The sequence below is a fragment of the Allobosea sp. genome (assembly GCF_035999205.1).
Taxonomy (GTDB): Bacteria; Pseudomonadota; Alphaproteobacteria; order Rhizobiales; family Beijerinckiaceae; genus Allobosea.
The window spans coordinates 1-19,999 of the sequence record NZ_DASYHA010000017.1 but is presented as its reverse complement, the minus strand read 5'-3'; the positions used below and the strand labels follow the sequence as shown (position 1 = coordinate 19,999).

The window sequence follows — 19,999 nt, the reverse complement described above, 5'->3', positions numbered from 1 at the left end:
CTCACGGACTGGATCCGATTGCCTCCGTGCTTCGTTCTTGAGACCGCGTGTCAAAGTCCCTCAGAAAGAATTCCACGATCTCGCGGGATGCATCGGGGCCGACGGGATCTGCGTAGCTCCCACCGCCGTCGCCGCCGGACCAGGCGTGGCCCCCCCCCTCGATCAGAAGGTGCTCCGCCAGTGCCTCGCCCATAGGCCCGATCAAGACTTGACGGGTGACCTTGCGGCCCGCGGTCTTGTCGTTCGTCAGGATGATGGACGACGCTCCGACCCGCGCGCGCATCCGTTCGAAAATCTCATCGCTATTCGACGGATGAACCGTCGAATCGGCTGTTCCGTGGATGATGATCTTTCGACTGGCTCGACCGGCCGCGCCTCGCCGACCTGCTTTTCCGCCGCCTTTCATGGCTGCGAAGGCCGACATCACATCATGGGCGGCAAGATGCGGCATCCCCGAATGCAGACCGACCCGAGAGAAGACCTCCGGATAGGCTTCAGCGAGAACGTCCGCCATTGCCGCCCCGGCCGATAGTCCGGCAGCAAAGACGCGCTCCGGAGCGATACCGAATTCGACAGATACCGTTTGAGCCAGCGCCGCCAGCATCGCCGGCTCGCCGGAGCCGGCGGACTGATGGCGGCGATCGAACCAGTTCCAGCACCCCTGGGCGTTGGCGCTACGCGGCTGATGGGGATAGGCGACGATGAGGCCGAACTCATCGGCAAGTCGGTTCATTCTGGTCCCGCGCGCGAAGTCGTCAGGATCCTGCGTGCAACCGTGCAGCATCAGAACGAGAGCCGGTTCGCGAGCACGGTGCTCGGGCACGTATAGCTTGTAGTTCATCGTCCCCCACGCCGAGTTCAACGTTCGCGACGTAAAGTGGGGATCGTCGGCGCGGGACTTGGGAGTCGGCCGAGGCATCAGGGACGGGAACTCGCCGCGACGTGCCTTCAGCACTTTCAACACGTCCGCCAGCCTTCGTGCCATGGGGGCGTTGAAAGGATATCCTATCGTCGCGCGTTGCGCGGGAACGCCACCGCCCATCAGGGTGTCCCGGAGTGTGGAGGTAGCCCCTGCGACATCGGATGTCTTGAGGTGGGCCATCGCATCGGCGACGGCATCCAGGATGCGGAAGGTCATGGTGTCATCCTTGATGGGTTAGGAGATGCGGTCCGCCAGCGCGGCCTTGACCTCGGAAGATGCGTGGAGGGCGCCGAGGACCGTGAGCGATGCGATCGTTCGGCGCGCCAGTTCCGGCGTGACATCGTCGGCGATGATCGCCAAGCCGAGGACGCGGATGTCCAGGTGCTCATTCGCCGCCGCTACGGCCTCGAGGTCTGTCCGGGTGAAGGTCCGCAACCCTAGTTCGAGTGAGAGGCGGTTCGTCGCATTTGTCGCGACGTCGGCATGGGTCAGCAGTTGGTTGCGGATGGCGGTCCGGATGAAGTCGGATCGGTTCGAATAGAACCCGTCCCGGACGAGCAGATCGATCCGACCGAGGTCGACAAAACCGAGGTTGATTGTGAGTTTCTCACTGTCAGGAGCTTTCATCACCCATCCATAGAACATCCAACTGGATGGTATATGGATGATAAACCCGCACATTCAAGATCCGAAAAGGGTGTCGTCTGCGCCTCATCCCGCGGACCTGATTGCTGTCACGACCCGATGGAGAACGGTTCAGCCACGATGGATTGGTGGGCCGTTTAGTGGCTAAATGCCGAGGCGGCTCGACTGGCCATAGCGTGCAAACGGTCAGCGATGACTGAGGGCCATCATAAGACGGTCATATCCGCCCCGTGCCGAAAGCCGAACCCACTGAATCGCTGGCGCCTTCAGTTTGCCGGCCGGCGACCTCCTAGGCCGCGCCCATCTGCCACAATGATGTCGCAACCCGCATCAACTCTGCCAATGGGGAAATCATTGGCGATCATTACGGGTGGGCCAGCTGTCAGGGAGACTTGAGGCATGAGCCTGAACGTTCTGCAGAACCGTTGGGATGGCACCGAGGACAATGATTCCTGGGTGGCCGAGAGCAGCACAAGAGGTTGGACCGCTTATGGCCGCGGCGGTGACGATCATCTCATCGGTGGCGCGCACTCCGACATGCTGTCCGGAGGCGATGGCTTCGACACCATTCATGGCGGCGGCGGCAACGATCGCATCTATGGCGGAGAGGGCGTGGATCAACTCTATGGTGGGGACGGCAACGACCTAATTACGGGTGGCGGGCAGTATGACCTGATCTATGGCGGCAATGGCAACGATGTGGTGACCGGTGGCGGCATCGTCCATGGTGAGGCCGGTAACGACATCATCTACGGCGGCGACGAAAGAGATATCGTGTCCGGCGGCGACGGCCACGATACACTCGATGGCGGCAATGGCGCCGATCTCCTCATGGGCGGAGCCGGTTCCGACACGATCTATAGCGGCGGGGATAGCTCCGGCGATTTTTTCTACTCGGACGAGCTTCAAGGCGATGGCGGCAAGGATTTCCTGTACGGCGATCTGGGCCGCGACATTTTCGTTTATCGGGGTGTCAGCGATAGTGCGCCGGGAGCAGGCGCACGCGACGTCATCTACAACTTCACACGGGGCGCTGACGACATCCAACTGGCCATGGATGCCAATGCCAACACCGACGAGCACGAGGAATTCGTCTTCGTAGGGACGGATACATTTAGCGGCGAGGCCGGTCAGCTTCGGTATGAGGTCTCGAACGGCAACACGTTCGTCACCGGCGATGTGGACGGCGACAGCGTCGCCGATTTCGAGATCGAGCTCGTCGGCGAAATCAGCCTCACGGTCTCGGACTTCATGTTCTGAGTACAACGGGCTCGGACGAATCCAGCCCGGCTCCGCCCAAGTCCTAAAGCCGTAGGCGGCCGGTTCAAATCGATTCTTTCGGAGTTCAACCACGGGCTCCGGGAGAACGGCCTTACGACTGCCCTACGGCTACCGACGCGCCCCAAAGGACCAGCTCAAGCAAGGTGGCCGTCGATCGCCACCCCTCAACTGTCCAACACTCGTCTCTCACTCGATGAGAGCGCTCGAGAGCTCTCCAAAAGTTCGGCGTGATCCTTCCGTCGCTTGGGTCCGTGGGCTCTGGGGGCAGACATCGGACGGGTGCCCGACGGCCGACAAAGAATCGCTTTGGTGGGGACGAATGCTTACTGCCGCTGGGTGCGTACCGCATTGCCTTCGTGTCTGAGCAATCCACCAGCCAGGCGAAGCCGACATCTATTGCAGTTTTCGGGCGCCACGGCATTGACCCGAAAGCCGGGTAGCGAGAGCGGCAGGTCCAAAATGGACGACACCGAAGCGCAGCCCGCGCCAGGCGATAATCCCGTTCCGCGCCGAGCATCAACCTCGGCATGAGGGTCCGCTAGGCGCGCCTACGGGGTCATCTGTTTGGATGACTCCTTTCGCAGAATGTCGCGATAATATCGACCAGCTAGGGGGACGTTCGCATGGCGACACGGCACTGTCTGGCGCTACTGGTCGCAATCGGCGCGGCTTTTGCTTTCTTCGGAGCCGCTCGGTCCGAGCAACCTCTGACCCGAATACAAGAGGCGTGTCTCGCTTGGGATCTGCACTTGCAGCGTATGCTGGGGTGGAGCGAATTGCTTGGGATCCATCCTCGCGAACTGCAAATAGTCGTCCGTCAGGAGGCGTCCAAACTCCGGGAAAGGTGCACCCGCGACGTTACGCCGGCAACGATCAACCGATATGTCTTGCTTGGGAAGCTGCTAGATGACGATGAAGGCGACGAGGTCGAAAGCTTCGACTGATCACAGACGCGACCTGCCAGCAGTTAAAGCCGTCACCCAGTCCCCTCACCGTCCCTCCAAAAAAATTGACCGCGCCCATCCATCGCACCAACCTGCCTAGCGAGCGCCGTGCGATCTGATCGAGCAAGGATACGGCGATTGATGGTCTGGGAGCAGGACGGGCCACTTCGCGTGACCTTGGTCTATCGACGAGATCGTGCCGAATGGCGGCTGTTACACTGCCATGCAGACCCCCTTGTTGCACCAATAGCGTTGGGACCCGCAGCGGCTCTCGCGCGACAACTGAGGTCGCTGCCGATACGGTTCATCAACTACGAGCCTTATCCCGCTTGCACCCACTCACTCCCCTTGGCCAAAATCGCGGGTAGGAGCGCAACCCGCGCCAACTGCAGACATTCGGGCGATGCCGGAAAGCGGGGCGTATCCGAACAACGCTTCTCGGCTGTCAGCATCCGATCCGCGGCGGCAGTCACACGCTTCGCTCACACGCGGCCGACGGGGTGGATAGAGGGCCGACCGATGCGCGCTCGCTGGGAGCCGCGAAGATCATGGGCGCCGGTCTTCCGGCTTTCGCCGTGTCAGCACCATCCAAGCGCGAAGATTGAACAGCGCGACCGCGGTCGCCGCGACGACAAGCGCGCAGAGCACGAGCTTGGACATGCTCCCCATTGTCCCGTCGATCAGCAGCGCGTGGACGACCCCACCGACCACCACCAACACCACGAGCACCGTATGGCCAAGACGCCAGAGCCGCGGCTTGATGCGCAGGGGCCGGCGCAGAATGGCGAGAAGCGCCGCAGCGAAAGCGGCCCACATGGCGACGACACCCCAGGCCGAAAAGGGCGTTGGCGAGTCGAAGAGAAGCGCGTCGACTACGTCGGGCGGGCTGGTCACCCACAGCCCTGCGACGTGAATGATGATTGCCGTGACGAGTGCGGCTCCGACCCAGCGATGCACTAGACGCCCGCGCGGGACCGGGAGGCCCGGGAGGTATCCGGCCGCGAGCAGGGGCTGCAGCAGAACGAGCGCAAGCGCCAAGACGCCGGCGAAACCGGCCACGACATAGATTGGTCCACGCCAAGCAAGTAGCGGGCTCTTTGCAGCGACGCCGAGCGAAACAACGATCGTGCCCGCGACCACGGCCCAGATCAGGGCCGCCCTAATCCACGCCATACCATTCACGCCGGCTGGAGCACGAAATCAGCCTTCAAACTCTTGTCTCGGGGACTCTGCATAACCGGACGCAGGAACACGGTCTTGAAGGCGGCGTCGTCATAAGCGAGATGACCGTGCGCCTGCCCGAAGGCCGGGATGATCTGCGGCATCTCGAGGCGAAAGACACCGTCGGGATCGGTCAGCGTCGCACCGTGGCTGTGCGCATCGGTCTCGTAGCCCTCGGTTGTGTGGGCCCAGATCTGAATACGGATACCAGAAAGCGGCGCGCCGTCTCCGGCCCGGCGCACCGTCCCGGACATCCAGAAGCCGCCGCTGCCGATGCGCTGCACAGTCGGCGCACCGGGACGGTAATTATTGGCGCCGCCGCGCATCGAATCCGTCGCCACCAAACCTTGGGACTGCGCCGGCCGAATGATCCCCGGCGCTCCCGCTGTCAGCGCCGCCGCGCCGAAGGCGGTGCCTGCAGCCAGCAAACCGCGGCGTGTCGTCGAAATGGGCAGCATTGCATGCTCCAAGGGTCAAAGTGATAGCCCGTCGGCCAACGCCACGAGCTTCCCGTCCAGTTGCAGCCTACTGAAGCTATTCGTCGAAATCTCGTCAGCCAGGGGGGCACACGGCTTCGTGACGACCGTTGCAGAGGGCCGTCCTTCGCTCCGCCTCTCGGCGCGCGCCTAAGGCTCATTCGCCTCTGCGTGACCGAGGCACATCGGCCAACATATGGGCTCGTTCCCTTGGCGACATTTGCGGACATTGAGATACCCCCCTTGGACGCACGACCGGGACGAACTATCCGTCACCCGGCCCGAGACGGCCAGCTCGGGTGGAGGTCGTCGATGACGATGGCGTGGGAATGCCGCCCGGCGTGCTCGGCCAGATGAGGATGGTTGTGCGGAAGCTCGGGATGATCGTGCAGGACAGCCTCTGTACTGCCAGCCGGCCATAGCCTCGCGGCGCCGACGACGGCAAGCAACGTCGCCGCCCCGAACAGCGCGGCGAGTGTTGCCAGCGGCAGGGTGGCACCGAGCCAGCCCGCGAGCGGATAGGTCACGAGCCAGCAGGCATGTGACAGTGCGAACTGCGCGGCGAAGACCGCCGGCCGGTCGTCCGCATGAGCGGAACGGCGCAGTAGTCGCCCAGATGGTGTTTGCGTCGCCGAATAGCCGATCCCGAGCAGCGCCCATGTGACAAGCAGCGCAGCCCAACCAGCGGCGGACGCACCCGGAGCGAACGTCCAGCCCCGGGCGAAGAGTAGAAGTGCGAAGCCGCCGAGCACGGCGGCAAGGATCGTGGCCGCGCTCAGCATCACCGTCCGGTCGGCGTGGCGTTCCAGTATTCGTGGCAGGGTCAGGGCCGAGAGCATCGAACCGCCGCCGAAGCAGGCGAGCGCCAGCGCGACGGCGTTGTCGTCCAAGCCGAGACGCCCCTTCACGATCACGACCGTATTGACGATGACCAGTGCGCCGCCCATCGCTACGGCCATGTTGAGCGCCAGCAGGCCGCGCAGCCGCGGCGTCGCCAGATAGATCCGGATTCCCCTAGTGGTCTTGTCGTAGATGCCGCCCTCACGCGGCTTTGCCGGCGAGACCGGCAGCGCGACCGACAGGACCAATGCTGCGGACACTAGGAACCCGACGACCGTTCCGGCGAACAGCCAATGGAAGTTGATCACCGTCAGGAGAACTGCCGCGAGCATGGGGCTGACGATGCTCTCCAGGTCGTAAGCCAGCCGGGAGAGCAACGGGGCTTGGGTGTAGTCCTCCTCTTCCGGGAGCACGTCGGGGATGGTCGCCTGGAAGGTCGGGGTAAAGGCAGCCGATGCCGACTGAAGCACGAACACAGCCAGATAGACCTGCCATGTCTCTGTGATGAAGGGCAGTGTCAAGGCGATCACCGCTCGCACCAGATCCATCGCGATGAGGAAGGCACGGCGAGGAAGCTGCGCGGCGAAGGCCCCGACGATCGGCGCCACCGTCACATAGGCGACCATTTTGATCGCGAGCGCGGTCCCGAGCACGCTGCCCGCATTCGCCCCCGCAATGTCGAAAGCGAGCAGGCCAAGCGCGACGGTCAGTAGGCCTGTTCCGATCAGCGCGATGACCTGCGCACAGAACAGTCGACCATACACCCGATGGGAAAGTACCTGGAACATCGTCGCCTCAGAGAAACTTGGTGATCTGCTTAAACTCGTCGATCGGCTGGCGCCGTTCGGCCGGGAGGTCGCCAACGACCTCGTCGAGGCAATGGTCGAGATGGTCCTGCACCAAGGTCCGCTTGGCGGAGGCGATGGCGCTCTCGACCGCCTGGAGCTGCGTGGCTATCTCGAGGCATGCTCGGCCGGCCTCGATCATCTCGACGACCTTGGCGAGGTGCCCGCCGGCGCGTTTCAGGCGTTTGATAATGGCGGGATGACCGTTGTGGACATGCGACTCGCTCATCCCTTGTTTATATCCCCTCTGGGGGGATAAGGGGAGCAGCAGAAAATTCGATCACAGCATCGGCCGGGCGCTCCAGCTCACCGAGTTGGGCGAGATCAAGCCCCAACTGGCCCCGGAGGCGGAAACCGACAGGTTGCGCGACCAACAGGCGCCTGCTGCTCCCGCGACGCCGGCACCTGCGACGCCTGCCCTGGATCAGCGCTCCAGCCTGCTCGGCACAGTATTCACCGAGCTCTTCATCGGCTAGGCCAGAGCGCAGACCGCAACCCTCTCCGACGAGACCGTGATCACGCTCAAGCCCGGCGAAGGCATCGAGTACAAACTGACCATGAAAGCTGGCGGCAAGGTGAACTTCTCCTGGGCTGCCGAGTGTGGTGTCGTGAACTACGACGCAACAAGGAGAAGCGCCACAAGCAGGGCCGCGGCGTCGCCAATGACGAAGGGGCCGTCACCGCCGAGGGCAAGGCAGACGTAACGGTCCGCCTGAAAAACGATACGGCGCCGACACCGAGATCAAGTGCATGGTGTGAGTCGATGGAGGGCGGCACTACGGCGCCGCTCTCCTACGCGCCTGTTTGCTAAACGGCTCGCCGCCTGGAACCAGACATTCGCCACCGGCGTCATGGCCGACCCTCCGAACAATGACATAGACACGCCACACGAAAGGAGCATGACTGATCGTGCAGTTGTCTCCATGCCTCGTTTGGAAATGACCGCTCACGGCGCGCAGTGACGCCGCCAGGCGGAGACACACCATGATCACCGGAAGTGGCTCGATACTGTTGCGACATGCGGGCAGCATTGCCGTCGAGTACCAGTTCGGCGGCGACTATGATGACACGCGCACAGGCTACCTGCTTTGTGACACGTCTCACATTGACCCTTCTGCGTTTTGGGGGCGTCTGACCCTGCAATGCGAAGATGGGGCTGAGGTCGTCTTTGCGGTTGTGAATTACAGCGACCGGCATTTGGCTATTATCGGTCGGGTATTGCCTCCTGACGACTTGGCCGCCGCCTAAGCAGCCGGCCCAGCGTGATCGCATTGGACTGACGGCTTGGGGCCCGAATTCGCTTTAGTCCTCGCTGAGTTCTCGGGCAGTGTTGTGCAAGGAGCGGACTTTAGGTCGCTGCCCGAAAGCCGCCCTTTCCAGCAGCGGCCAAAATCGCTTGGGTTCAGATCTCCTCGTATGTCGTGTGGCTTTGCCCGATAAGAGCTGCTTCCACCCGGTTTTTGGCTCCGAGCTTGGACAATACGTTCGAAACATGGAATTTGACCGTCTGTAACGAGACCCCAGTTGCTTCGGCGACATCGCGATTGCTGAAGCCCCTCGCCACAAAACGCAATGTCTGGCGCTCCTTAACGGTCAGCGATGCGATCCTCGCCACCATCGAGTTGCCGTCGAGCTGACCGCGCATGGCGCTCAGCAGTCTCCCTGCCATTTGGGGCGGAACATACGACTCCCCCTGGACGATCGATCTGATGATATCGATCAGGCCAGACCCCGGCATCCCTTTCAGCGCATAGCCCAAGGCGCCCGCATTGAGTGCCTGCAGGACAACATCCTCTTCTTCAGAAACCGTAAGCATGACGACGCGTACATCAGGGCAATTGGTGTGGATGCTCTGCGCGGCCTCAATTCCTCCTCCGGGCATTGAGATGTCGATCAACGCGATCTGTGGTCGAAGGCGCGTGGCAAGATCGATTGCGTCGGCCTTTGAGGCTCCTTCTCCAACGATCTTGAGATCGTCGCTGCTGGCCAGAATATGAACGACGCCGGCGCGGAAAATCGCATGGTCGTCCACGACAATTATGGATGTCTTCTCACGCAAAGCGAAGCCCTCCACTTTAGATCGATGGCCATTTCGAGGTGCCGCCATTCACCCGCGGTCCAGGCTGCCAGAAAGACATGAACCCGATAGCCCGAGCGCTCGCCGACGAAGCGCCGCTAAGCCTTCCGCTTACGCATCGTCATAAACGGAATGGCTCTGTCCAATCAGCGCCGCTTCGACGCGATTTTTCGATCCGAGTTTCGCCAAGATATTCGAGACGTGGAACTTGACCGTCTTCAATGAGACGCCAGTGGCTTCGGCGATATCGCGATTGCTGAAGCCCCGCGCCAGGAACCGCAACGTTTGGCGCTCCTTCAGGGTGAGAGCCGCGAGCTTTCCGGTGATCGAGTTGCTATCGATGCGGCCACGCATGGCGCTCAGGAGGCTTACCGCCATATTTGGGGGAACATAGGTTTCGCCCTTCGCGATCGATCGAATGATGGTAATGAGTTCCGAGCCGGGCACCCCTTTCAGCACGTAGCCTGAAACGCCTGCGTCGAGTGCTTGCAGAACGACATCCTGATCCTCCGCAACGGTTAGCATTACGACGCGCACATCGGGACAGTTGGAGTGGAAGCTGCGCGCGGCCTCGAGCCCGCCGCCCGGCATGGAGATATCGATCAAGGCGATGTTAGGCCGAAGCCGCGTGGCCAAATCAATCGCATCGGCCTGCGAGGCACCTTCCCCAACGACGTCGAGATCGTTGCTGCTGGCGAGAATTTGGATGACGCCCGTACGGAAGATGGCATGGTCGTCGACAACTATGATGGCAGTCTTCTCACGCAATGCGAAGTCCTCCGCTGAGATCGATGGCCATTTCGATGGTGCTGCCACATTCTGCTCGCGGCTGCATTGTCAGCGTTCCGCCTAGGCTCTCCACTCGTTCACGCAGGCCGTGTAGCCCTAGCCCGCCTTCGGACAACGCCTGGTCATCCTTTTGCGCTTTGCCGCCTTCATCCGATACCGAAACACGTAGGGTTGTGCCCTCCATCCAACTCTTGACCTCCTGTCCGACGGCGCCGCCATGGCGGAAAGCGTTGTTTAGTCCCTCCTGAATGAAGCGATAGGCGCATATCTTGACGGCATGGGAAACCGGATCAACTTGGTCTGTCATTGCCAGCGTTACTTTGGTGGAGGTGCGGACTTCATGGGCGCGCACAACCCGTTCCAAGACGTGAGAGAATGGCTGGGCCGCAATGTCGGGAAGCAGCAATCCGCGTGCGATGGCCCTGAGATCGCGCAAGGCCTCGTCGAGTGCGGTCTCCGCCCTGGCGAGCTGCACGTTGCGTGACGCCGACGTGCGCGCCTTGTGAGCGGCATCGATCATCAGTACCGAGTAGCTCACTAATTGTGCCGGTCCGTCGTGGATATCAGCCCCCACCGAGCGAATGAACTGCTCATTGATCTCGGCCACGCGCGCCGAAGCCCGCTGGGAGCGCTCCGTAAGGTTCCGGTTGAGCCGCAATAACTCTTCAATCTCGGTGATGCGGGATTTTAGGTCGAAGCTTTGCTGCTCTATAGTACGGCTACCGCGATGGACGATCCCAAATAACCCCGACATGATGATCAAAGTCATAAGCGCAACGACAAACCAGGCGCTTAACCTTAGTTGCATCATGTCTTCGCTTAATGGCAACAAATCTTCGTGGATCTCTGCCACGGCAACGACCTGACTAGATCCTTGTTCGCGGATCGGGCTGTAAATTTCCAAATACCGCTTGCCAAACCCGCGGATCGTATGCTCACGAGCATTGAGATCTGCGTAGTCGGAGGTGACGTCCCCCGCAAGGGCCAAGCCGAGACCCTTGGGTGGGCTGAAACGGTACCCGATGAGTTTAGGGGTGTTCGAGTAAACTATGCTGCCGTCAGGAGCCCACAATTCCAGATAAGGAAAGCGGCTGCCGAAGGTTTCGTCAGCGTATAGCCGATTTAGTTGAGCAATCGACTGCTGCGATAAATTTCCTGATGTTCGAAGTTCTTGCGCGAACGGCGCCACGAGGCTTTGCACGAAAAGCGCCGTTGCTGCAGCGCGGCTTTTGAGCGCTTCGCGGGAGATCATATCAGACACTAGGACGCCTGAGACGATCATAGCCGCCAGCATCAACAGGCCGCCGGTGATAACAAAACGTAATGACAGCGACATCGAGCGCCAGAGACGCCGGCTGGCTGTTATCCAGGCAGCGTCACCAAACTTTAAGCTTTCGCATTTGGCTTTCGGCATTCTTCTCTCGTATGCGGAATGAAATACTTGGTCGACATCGAGAATAAGGCAAGTGCAATTTATCGCTAGGTAGTGGCGGCCAACAAGATACGGATTCGGCCACGCGAGCTGTGACCTAGCCTTAGGTCTAGTGTATCAGCCCGCCTCCCGACGAGGTCCCCTAGCCGATTTAGTCGCCCAATATTGGCAGACTTTGATCAATTCATTTCCTTGAAAAATCAATCATCTTCTCCCTAACGCTTTATTAATGTTCGCATCATCGATGCAGTTAAACGGCGATGCAGGCAACAATCTAAGCAAATGCGCCTCCAAAAGTGGGTAGCATTAAGAATAGAAATCAAATTGGCTCGATGGGGAGTTAGCGATATGGTTAAACTCGTCAAACATGATCTCGAATTCATCTTGAAGCAAATTCAAATCGCCGAGTCCCATGCGGCTGGCGTGGATTTGGCGGAGCTTGTGGCGGGCTACAACGGCAATGACGGCCTGACCCAGGCTCACCTGCTGCCGTATGGCCTGCGCACGGTCGACGGCAGCTACAACAATCTGCTGCCCGGCCGCGAGAACTGGGGCGCTTCCGACCAGAGCTTCCCGGGTCTGTTCGACCCGACCTACATGAACGACGCCGATGGCGACCGGTACGACTTCAACCCGCTCCCCAACATGCAGACGTGGTACACCAACAACGACTACGCCAATGCCGGTCCGCGTACAGGCTCCCAGCCCGGCCCGGGCAGCGGCACTGTAATCGACGCCGACCCCCGCATCATCTCGAACCTGATTGTCGACCAGACACTGAATAACCCGGCCGCGATCGCGGCTGCGCTGACGCATGCCGGCCTGTCCGGTCAGCCGCTGATGAACGCGCTCAGCGCGATCGTCGCAGCCAAGGCGGCCCTCGACGCCGCGATCGATGCGGCCGAAGCAGCCGAAGGGTTGATCGCAGGCCTGCAGGCCAATGTGGATGCAGCCGAACTTGCCCTGGCGAACGCCACTGCCGCGGCTTCCGCGGCCATGGCCCAGGCGGCTGCGGACTTGGCCGCGTTCGAGACGGCCGAAGCGCTGGTCGCTCCTGCTGCCGCTGCCCGCGACGCGGCGCTGCTCGCCTACACCACGCTTCTGACCGATGCGACCCCGAACAATGAGGAGTTGGCGGAGATCGCCGAAGCCCTTGCCGCGTTCGAGGCGGCGCAGGCCGATTACGCGCTAGTGCAGGCGAATGCCGACGCGCTCGAGGCCACGGCGGACGCGTCGGCAGGGCTGGCCGCCGATGCCTCAGCACTGGCTGTCGCCGCGCAGGCCACGCTGACCCAGGCCGAGGCGGACTTGGCCGAGGCAGCGGCGGTGACCGCCGAGGTCGTGGCCGCGACAACTGCGCTCGACGGCCTTCTCGCCACGCATGGCGTCGAGATGGACGGCAACACCGTCTACCTTCCGAACGTCTCGCCCGATGAAGGACTGTCCTCGCCGTTCAACGGCTGGATGACCATTTTCGGCCAGTTCTTCGACCACGGCCTCGATCTCGTCGCTAAGGGCGGCAACGGCACCGTCTATGTGCCGCTGTCGCCCGACGATCCTCTCTATGTCGAAGGCGGGCAGAACTATATCCCGCTGACACGCGTCACCGTGAACCCGGGCGACGACGGTGTTCTAGGAACCGCCGATGATGGTCCCGGGCCGAAGAACCTCACCACGCCCTGGGTCGACCAGAACCAGACCTATGGCTCGACCGCGTCGAAGCAGGTCTTCATGCGCGAATATATTCCGGGTCCGGACGGCAAGCCGGTCGCAAGCGGCCTGCTGCTGGAAGGCAGCAATGGCGGCCTCGCCACGTGGGCCGACATCAAGGCTCAGGCGCGCGACGTTCTCGGCATCGAACTGACCGACCTCAATGTCGGCAACATCCCGCTGATCGCGGCCGACGAGTACGGCAATTTCATTCCGGGCGCGAACGGCTATCCGCAACTCGTCGTGGGGATGGGTCCGGACGGCCAGCTTGGCACCGCAGACGATGTGCTGCGCGAGGGCAATCCGGCTGCTCCCGTCAGCGCGCAAGGCGTCGTGCTAACCGGTCACGCCTTCCTCGACGACATCGCCCATGCGGCGGTTCCGATTGTCACCGGTGGCGTGCTCATGGCCGATACCGACTCGGCGCTCGGCTATGCCAATTCAGATGGTTCGCCCGGCCCCCAGGGGCAGCGCGGGCCGACGGCCTATGACAATGAACTGCTGGACCGGCACTTCATCGCCGGCGACGGCCGCGCCAACGAAAATATCGCCCTGACGGCCGTTCACCAGGTCTTCCACGCCGAACACAACCGCATCGTCGAGCATACCAAGGACGTCGTGCTCCAGAGCGGCGATCTTGCCTTCCTCAACGAGTGGCTGCTGGTCGACGTGGCCGCCGTTCCGACGACGGATGACGCGATCAACGCGCTTGTCTGGGATGGCGAGCGTCTTTTCCAGGCCGGCCGCTTCACCAACGAGATGGAGTACCAGCATCTCGTCTTCGAGGAATTCGGCCGCATGATGCAGCCGGATATCGATGCCTTCGTGTTCGAGCCTTCGGCCGACATCAACCCGAGCATCGCCGCCGAGTTCGCCCATGTCGTGTATCGCTTCGGCCACTCGATGCTGCGGCAGGACATCGCCGTCATCGAGATGGATGCGAACGGCAACCCCGTTCAGAACGACATCACCCTGTTCGACGGCTTCCTCAACCCGGTCATGTATGACTCGCTCGGCTCGGCCGAGCAGGCCTCCGGCGCCATCATACGGGGCATGAGCCGCCAGGCCGGCAGCGAGATCGACGAATTCGTCACCGACGTGCTGCGCAATCAGCTGCTCGGCATTCCGCTCGACCTTGCGACCATCAACATCGCCCGCGGCCGCGACGTCGGCACGCCGCCGCTCAATGCAGCGCGTGAAAAATTCTTTGCCGCGACGGGCGACACGCTGCTCAAGCCGTATGAGAGCTGGGCCGATTTCGCCCTCAACATGAAGAACCCGGCTTCGATCATCAACTTCATCGCGGCGTACGGCACGCATGCGTCGCTGCTCAACAACGAGGCGAATCCGAAGACGATCGAGCAGCTGCGTGAGGCCGCGACCAAGCTGGTTCTCGGCGACAACACACTGACGGGCCAGGAGAAGATCGACTTCGACAACGATCGCCTCGACTTCCTCAACGCGACCGGCGCCTATGAAGACGACGATATGCTGGGCGGCCTGAACACCGTCGACTTCTGGATGGGCGGTCTGGCCGAAAAGAAGATGGCGTTCGGCGGCATGCTGGGCTCGACCTTCAGCTTCGTCTTCCAGATGACCATGGAAAACCTGCAGGACGCCGACCGGTTCTACTACCTGTCGCGTACCCAAGGCCTGAACCTGCTCAACGAGCTCGAGAACAACACGTTCGCCGAACTCGTGATGCGCAACACCGACCTCGGCGACGACGAGCAGACCGCCTTGCCCGGCAATCTCTTCTCGGCCTTCCAGATGCCGACGCTCGAGATGGACATCAGCAAGCAGCTCGGCGCCGATCCGGTTTCGGACGATCCCTTCCTCGGCGGCTTCTCCCAGCTCGTCGAACGCGTCGATGCCAACAATGACGGCATCGCGGAGTATATCCGCGTCAACAGCAACGAGCACTTCACCATCGGCGGCACCGAGGGCAACGACACCATCGTCTCCGGTGGCGGCGACGATGCCATCTGGGGCAGGGGCGGCAATGACCGCATCGAGGCCGGCTACGGCGTCGACAAGGTCTTTGGCGGCGAGGGTGACGACATCATCACCAATGCCGGCACCGATATCGGCGAGGCCGACTTCCTGCACGGCAACGAAGGCAACGACGTCATCCATGGTGGCTCGGGCCTGTCGCTGCTCTTCGGCAACCAGGGCAACGACTTCATCGTCACCGGTCCCGACGGCAAGGAAGCCTTCGGCGGCACTGGCAATGACTTCATCCTGGGGGGGACGGGCGGCGACTTCCTGCTCGGCAATGAGGGCGACGACTGGATCGAAGGCGGGCAGCGGTTCGACACTCTGTCGGGCGAGAACTCGGAGTTGTTCTTCAATTCAAGCATCATCGGCCACGATGTTCTCAATGGCGGCAGCGGCGACACCGACTATGACGGCGAGTCCGGTGACGACATCATGTTCCAGAACAGCGAGGGCATCCAGCGCAGCAACGGCATGGCCGGCTTCGACTGGGCGATCCACAAGGGCGACAGCCAGGCTGCCGTCTCTGATCTGGGCATCCCGCTCTTCGAGACCCAGGAAGCCTTCATCCTTCGCGACCGCTTCGACCTCGTCGAAGGCCTCTCGGGGTGGGACAAGAACGACACGCTTACGGGCCGAAGTGTCGCGGTCAATACCCGCGCCGAAGCGACCGGCACGGCAGCAATTCCCAATAATGACTCCGCGCTGGACAGCTATTCCAACGCGCTGCTGGAGAAGAATGTCGACCTGATCACCGGGCTTCGTGCCTTGGTTGCACATATCACCCGCACGACACAGATCGGCGAGAACGGCGTCAGCGAACAGGTGGTGATGGATACCGCCGACGCCTCCGATATCATTCTCGGCGGCGGTGGCAGCGACAGGATCAAGGGCCTAGCTGGCAACGATGTCATCGACGGCGACATGTGGCTGAACGTCCGCGTCCTGGTGACGCCCGTCGTCGGCCAGACCTGGGCCGCCTTCAGCGTCGACAGCCTGACGGAACTGGCCCCGCGCATGCTCTCGGGCGAAATCAACCCCAGCCAACTGTCGATCGTTCGTGAAATCGTCGACGGCAAAGTCGCTGGCGATATCGATACGGCGGTCTACACGGATGTCCGCGCCAACTACAGCTTCGGCCTCAACAGCGACGGCAGCCTGTTCGTCGACCATACGGGCTTCGTTCAACCGCAGGCTGACGACGACCTGCCGGAAGAGGAAGCGCTGGTGAACCCGCGCTCGGATGGTCGCGACACCGTGCGCGGTATCGAGAAGCTTGAGTTCACCGACGGCACGCTGAACGTCATCATGGGTACGCCGTTCAACGACAACGGTCAGCCCGGTGTCGCCAACCGCCCCGTCCTCAACGGCACTGCCCAAGATGACTTGATCGTCGGGTTGGCCGGTAGCGATATCCTGAATGGCAATGGCGGCAACGATATCCTGCTCGGCAGTGCCGGTAGCGACGCACTCAATGGCGGCCTCGGCAACGACACCTACATGTTCGGCCTCGCCGATGGCACCGACACGATCATCGACGCCGGCGGCACCGACAGGATCAGTATCACGGCGGGAACGCTGAGCGGCCTGAATGGCTTCGAGGTGACGCAAGGCGCGGGCAACGACGATCTGACCATCCAATTCAACGGTCAGCAGATCACCATCGTCGATCATTTCGATCAGGCCGTTGAAGCCGTCGAATTCATCAACTTCAACGGCGGTACCTACGAAGGCTACGAGCTCGCGGGCGATTATGTCCTCGGCACCGATGACAACGGTACGCGATCGGCCGCAACGGGCGACAACACCCTGCTGGCTGGAACGACCGCAAGCGACGATCTTGCAGGTGGCGATGGCGCCGACCTGCTGTTCGGCCACTCCGGCAATGACGATTTGGACGGCGGTGCCGGCGATGACTTGCTCGTCGGTGGTGCGGGCACTGACGAGCTGAATGGTGGCCTCGGCTCGGACACTATGATTGGCGGCGGCGATAGCGACCTCTATGTCGTGGATGACGCCGACGACGTGGTCATCGAAGCCATCGGTGGTGGAACGGCCGACGAGGTCGAAACCACACTCGCGGCCTACACGCTCGGCGCCAATGTCGAGAACCTGACTTATGCTGGCGCGGGCACCTTCACCGCCACCGGCAACGAGTTGGCCAACCGTATCGAGGGCGGCGCCGGCATCGACACCCTTTCGGGGCTGGGCGGCAATGACACCTATGTCGTCACCGCCGGCGACATCATCATCGAGGCCGTGGGTGGCGGTACCGACACCGTCTCGTCGGCTGCGTCCTACACGCTGGGCGCAAACCTTGAAAACCTGACTCTGACCGGCGGCGGCGATATCGATGGCACCGGCAACGAGCTGGCCAATACGATCACTGGCAATGACGATGACAACCAGCTCTTCGGCGGCGCCGGCGACGATACGCTCACCGGCAATGACGGCAACGACCTGCTCGACGGCGGAACCGGCAACGACACGCTCAATGGCGGCGACGACAACGACACAATCATCGGCGGTGCCGGCAATGATACGATCGATGTTGGCGGCGGCTTCAACACGGTCGTCTACAACGCGACCGGCTTTGGCAGCGACGTCGTCAACAGCTTCGATGCCAACGCCGCGAACGGTGGCCAGGACCGCATTGATCTGAGCGGGCTGGGCATCACGGCTGCAACCTTCGCCAGCCGCGTGACGCTGGCCAATGTTGCCGGCAATGCTGTCCTGGCCACTGTCCTCAATGCGGACGGCTCGCTCGCCGGCACCATTCGCATCAACGCGGCTTCGGTCACTAACGGCAACAATAACCAAGTCACCGTTGCCGATTTCATTCTGGCGAGCACGACCGCTCCCGTCGGTGGTGCCACGAACGGCAACAACACACTGACCGGAACCAACGGCAACAATACCTTCATCGGACTGCAAGGCACTGACACGATCTTTGGGCTGGGCGGTGACGACACGATCATCTGGAACGCCAATGCAACTGGGCCGACAGATGGGCGCGATATCGTCAACGGCGGCACGGAGGGCACGCTCGGCGACACATTCGTCGTGAACGGCAACGCGTCGATGGAGGCCTACACGATATATACCCGTGCGGCCTGGGATGCGATCCCTGGCAATAACGGAAACTCCCCCCTGGCGGCAGCGACCGAGATTGTCATTACCCGCAACGGGTCGAACTTCGCCAACGTCATCGCCGAGCTTTCGGAGATCGAGGAAATCCGCATCAACGGCTTCGATCCGTCCGGCACGGGAACGGCCGGCGGCGATACGTTCCAAGTCATTGGCGACTTCTCCGGCACGAGCTTGCGTCTCAACACCATCACGATCGATGGCAATGCTGGTGACGACACGGTCGACATTTCCGCCTTGAGCTCGGCCCATCGGATCGTGTTCCGCTCGAATGGCGGCAATGACACGATCGTCGGAACGTTGCGTCCGCAGGACGTGATCGAGCTCCCGGACGGAGCCGTGCCGGAGGATTATACCAGCACGACCGATGAGAGCGGCGTGACGACGATGACCAACGGCACGCACAGCATCTGCTTCACCGCCCCAGACGGCCCGCCGCAGGTTGGTCATGGCGATGACGACGACCATCATGATGAAGACGACGAGGACGACGACTGCGGTTGCGACGATGACGACGACGAGACGGGTACGCCTGCTCCGTCGCCCTCGGGTGGCGCCACCAGGGTCGGCACGGTCTCGGGCGACACCCTGCTCGGCACGGCCGGCGCGGACAACATCATCGGGCTTGCCGGCGATGACGTCCTGATCGGCGATGGCGGCGACGACGCGATCTCGGCCGGGGAGGGGGCCGACTTCGTCGACGGTGGTGCCGGACGCGACTCGATCCTGGCCGGGGCCGGTGACGACACCGTCTTCGCCGGGGCGGATGCCGACCTCATCCATGGCGAGGTCGGAGCGGACCGGATCTTCGGCCAGGGCGGCGACGACGTCATCTTCGCCGGTGCCGGCAACGACACCGTGGTCGGCGGTGCCGGCAACGACCTCTTCGTCGCCGGTCAGTACGACGATCATGACGTCTACTTCGGCGACGAGATCGGTGGCGGCAACGGCGTCGACACGCTCGACCTCTCGGCGATCACCGCCAATCTGACGGTGGATCTCGGCAACGGTGTGCTGGGGCGTGGCAGCGCGGTCAGCAACGAGAGCGGCGACGACACGCTGTGGAGCATCGAGAATGTCGCGACCGGCTCCGGCAACGACACGATCACGGCCAGCGCGGCGGTGAACGTGATGCAGGGCGGTGCCGGCGACGACACCTTCCGCTTCCTCGACGCGGCGGGCGCCGATGGCGACACCATCCTCGACTTCGAGCCCGGCGACCGGCTCGACGTCTCCGGCATCGACGCCAACAGCGCGGTGGCGGGCAATCAGTCCTTCACCCTGATCCCGGGCACGGCCTTCACAGGGCCCGGGCAGCTCATGGTGAGCTACGAGACGCGCGATGGCGTCGACTACACGATCGTGAGCGGCAATATCAGCGGGGCCGATGGCGAGGAGTTCCGCATCGACCTGAAGGGCAGCCACAACCTGAACGGCGGCAACTTCTCGCTCTAAGCCTAAGCCAAGCCTGGCAGGCGGACCCCACGGTCCGCCTGCCTTCGCTGCCTCCCATATTTCATTCATATTCAAGGGCGTGCCGCCATGGCCTCCTCTGCCCTCCTGTCTCAGGCTCGCAAGCGCGACGCCGCCGTGCTGACCCAGGATTTCCGCAAGGTCGGACTGTTCCTGTTCGTGGTCTCCGGGCTCATCAACATTCTGGCCCTCACAGGCTCCT

The 19,999-nt window shown here is 62.2% G+C and carries 13 protein-coding genes; 4 read left to right on the top strand and 9 right to left on the bottom strand.

The window, feature by feature from the left end:
- Nucleotide 1: 1 nt before the first annotated feature.
- Nucleotides 2-1,138 carry an extracellular catalytic domain type 1 short-chain-length polyhydroxyalkanoate depolymerase gene (locus tag VGN82_RS05800; RefSeq protein ID WP_327526050.1) on the bottom strand — a complete coding sequence of 379 codons (1,137 nt, stop codon included), beginning with the start codon at nucleotides 1,136-1,138 and terminating at the stop codon, nucleotides 2-4.
- A gap of 18 nt (nucleotides 1,139-1,156) precedes the next feature.
- Nucleotides 1,157-1,549 carry a CopG family transcriptional regulator gene (locus VGN82_RS05795; protein ID WP_327526049.1) on the bottom strand — a complete coding sequence of 131 codons (393 nt, stop codon included), beginning with the start codon at nucleotides 1,547-1,549 and terminating at the stop codon, nucleotides 1,157-1,159.
- A gap of 417 nt (nucleotides 1,550-1,966) precedes the next feature.
- Between VGN82_RS05795 and VGN82_RS05790 the strand changes: the two genes are divergently transcribed.
- Both VGN82_RS05790 and VGN82_RS05785 read left to right on the top strand, forming a co-directional pair.
- Nucleotides 1,967-2,827: a calcium-binding protein gene (locus tag VGN82_RS05790; protein WP_327526048.1), complete on the top strand. Its 861-nt coding sequence runs from the start codon at nucleotides 1,967-1,969 to the stop codon at nucleotides 2,825-2,827.
- A 644-nt stretch (nucleotides 2,828-3,471) separates the two neighbouring features.
- The gene (locus VGN82_RS05785) at nucleotides 3,472-3,792 is read left to right on the top strand and encodes a hypothetical protein (protein WP_327526047.1); all 321 of its coding nucleotides are present in this window, start codon (nucleotides 3,472-3,474) and stop codon (nucleotides 3,790-3,792) included.
- Nucleotides 3,793-4,338: 546 nt separating this feature from the next.
- On the opposite strand, the gene VGN82_RS05780 is transcribed toward VGN82_RS05785, so the two are convergent.
- From VGN82_RS05780 to VGN82_RS05765, 4 genes are all read right to left on the bottom strand, one after another.
- On the bottom strand, nucleotides 4,339-4,965 hold the full coding sequence (locus VGN82_RS05780) for a ferric reductase-like transmembrane domain-containing protein (protein WP_327526046.1): 627 nt from the start codon (nucleotides 4,963-4,965) through the stop codon (nucleotides 4,339-4,341).
- 5 nt (nucleotides 4,966-4,970) lie between these two features.
- Nucleotides 4,971-5,471, bottom strand: coding sequence for a peptidase associated/transthyretin-like domain-containing protein (locus VGN82_RS05775; RefSeq protein ID WP_327526045.1), 501 nt, complete (start codon nucleotides 5,469-5,471; stop codon nucleotides 4,971-4,973).
- Between the two features lie 290 nt (nucleotides 5,472-5,761).
- Nucleotides 5,762-7,117 (bottom strand): MFS transporter, encoded by a 1,356-nt coding sequence (locus VGN82_RS05770; RefSeq protein ID WP_327526095.1) that lies wholly within the window; start codon nucleotides 7,115-7,117, stop codon nucleotides 5,762-5,764.
- A 7-nt stretch (nucleotides 7,118-7,124) separates the two neighbouring features.
- Nucleotides 7,125-7,403 (bottom strand): metal-sensing transcriptional repressor, encoded by a 279-nt coding sequence (locus tag VGN82_RS05765; protein ID WP_327526044.1) that lies wholly within the window; start codon nucleotides 7,401-7,403, stop codon nucleotides 7,125-7,127.
- A gap of 755 nt (nucleotides 7,404-8,158) precedes the next feature.
- Here VGN82_RS05765 and VGN82_RS05760 point away from each other — a divergent pair.
- The gene (locus tag VGN82_RS05760) at nucleotides 8,159-8,422 is read left to right on the top strand and encodes a hypothetical protein (RefSeq protein WP_327526043.1); all 264 of its coding nucleotides are present in this window, start codon (nucleotides 8,159-8,161) and stop codon (nucleotides 8,420-8,422) included.
- A gap of 154 nt (nucleotides 8,423-8,576) precedes the next feature.
- On the opposite strand, the gene VGN82_RS05755 is transcribed toward VGN82_RS05760, so the two are convergent.
- From VGN82_RS05755 to VGN82_RS05745, 3 genes are all read right to left on the bottom strand, one after another.
- Nucleotides 8,577-9,233 carry a response regulator transcription factor gene (locus tag VGN82_RS05755; protein WP_327526042.1) on the bottom strand — a complete coding sequence of 219 codons (657 nt, stop codon included), beginning with the start codon at nucleotides 9,231-9,233 and terminating at the stop codon, nucleotides 8,577-8,579.
- Between the two features lie 129 nt (nucleotides 9,234-9,362).
- Nucleotides 9,363-10,019 carry a response regulator transcription factor gene (locus tag VGN82_RS05750; protein ID WP_327526041.1) on the bottom strand — a complete coding sequence of 219 codons (657 nt, stop codon included), beginning with the start codon at nucleotides 10,017-10,019 and terminating at the stop codon, nucleotides 9,363-9,365.
- Nucleotides 10,012-11,454, bottom strand: coding sequence for a sensor histidine kinase (locus tag VGN82_RS05745; protein ID WP_327526040.1), 1,443 nt, complete (start codon nucleotides 11,452-11,454; stop codon nucleotides 10,012-10,014). Before VGN82_RS05745 ends, VGN82_RS05750 begins: the two co-directional genes overlap by 8 nt.
- A gap of 402 nt (nucleotides 11,455-11,856) precedes the next feature.
- Here VGN82_RS05745 and VGN82_RS05740 point away from each other — a divergent pair, with 402 nt between their 5' ends.
- Nucleotides 11,857-19,779, top strand: a complete 7,923-nt coding sequence (locus VGN82_RS05740) for a peroxidase family protein (RefSeq protein WP_327526039.1) — start codon at nucleotides 11,857-11,859, stop codon at nucleotides 19,777-19,779.
- Nucleotides 19,780-19,999 lie beyond the last annotated feature (220 nt).

What these genes read in the sequence shown, in the direction of transcription:
- VGN82_RS05770 (WP_327526095.1), bottom strand. Translation starts at nt 7,117, where the DNA reads ATGTTCCAGGTACTTTCCCATCGGGTGTATGGTCGACTGTTCTGTGCG.
- VGN82_RS05760 (WP_327526043.1), top strand. Translation starts at nt 8,159, where the DNA reads ATGATCACCGGAAGTGGCTCGATACTGTTGCGACATGCGGGCAGCATT.
- VGN82_RS05795 (WP_327526049.1), bottom strand. Translation starts at nt 1,549, where the DNA reads ATGAAAGCTCCTGACAGTGAGAAACTCACAATCAACCTCGGTTTTGTC.
- VGN82_RS05765 (WP_327526044.1), bottom strand. Translation starts at nt 7,403, where the DNA reads ATGAGCGAGTCGCATGTCCACAACGGTCATCCCGCCATTATCAAACGC.
- VGN82_RS05790 (WP_327526048.1), top strand. Translation starts at nt 1,967, where the DNA reads ATGAGCCTGAACGTTCTGCAGAACCGTTGGGATGGCACCGAGGACAAT.
- VGN82_RS05785 (WP_327526047.1), top strand. Translation starts at nt 3,472, where the DNA reads ATGGCGACACGGCACTGTCTGGCGCTACTGGTCGCAATCGGCGCGGCT.
- VGN82_RS05745 (WP_327526040.1), bottom strand. Translation starts at nt 11,454, where the DNA reads ATGCCGAAAGCCAAATGCGAAAGCTTAAAGTTTGGTGACGCTGCCTGG.
- VGN82_RS05775 (WP_327526045.1), bottom strand. Translation starts at nt 5,471, where the DNA reads ATGCTGCCCATTTCGACGACACGCCGCGGTTTGCTGGCTGCAGGCACC.
- VGN82_RS05800 (WP_327526050.1), bottom strand. Translation starts at nt 1,138, where the DNA reads ATGACCTTCCGCATCCTGGATGCCGTCGCCGATGCGATGGCCCACCTC.
- VGN82_RS05780 (WP_327526046.1), bottom strand. Translation starts at nt 4,965, where the DNA reads ATGGCGTGGATTAGGGCGGCCCTGATCTGGGCCGTGGTCGCGGGCACG.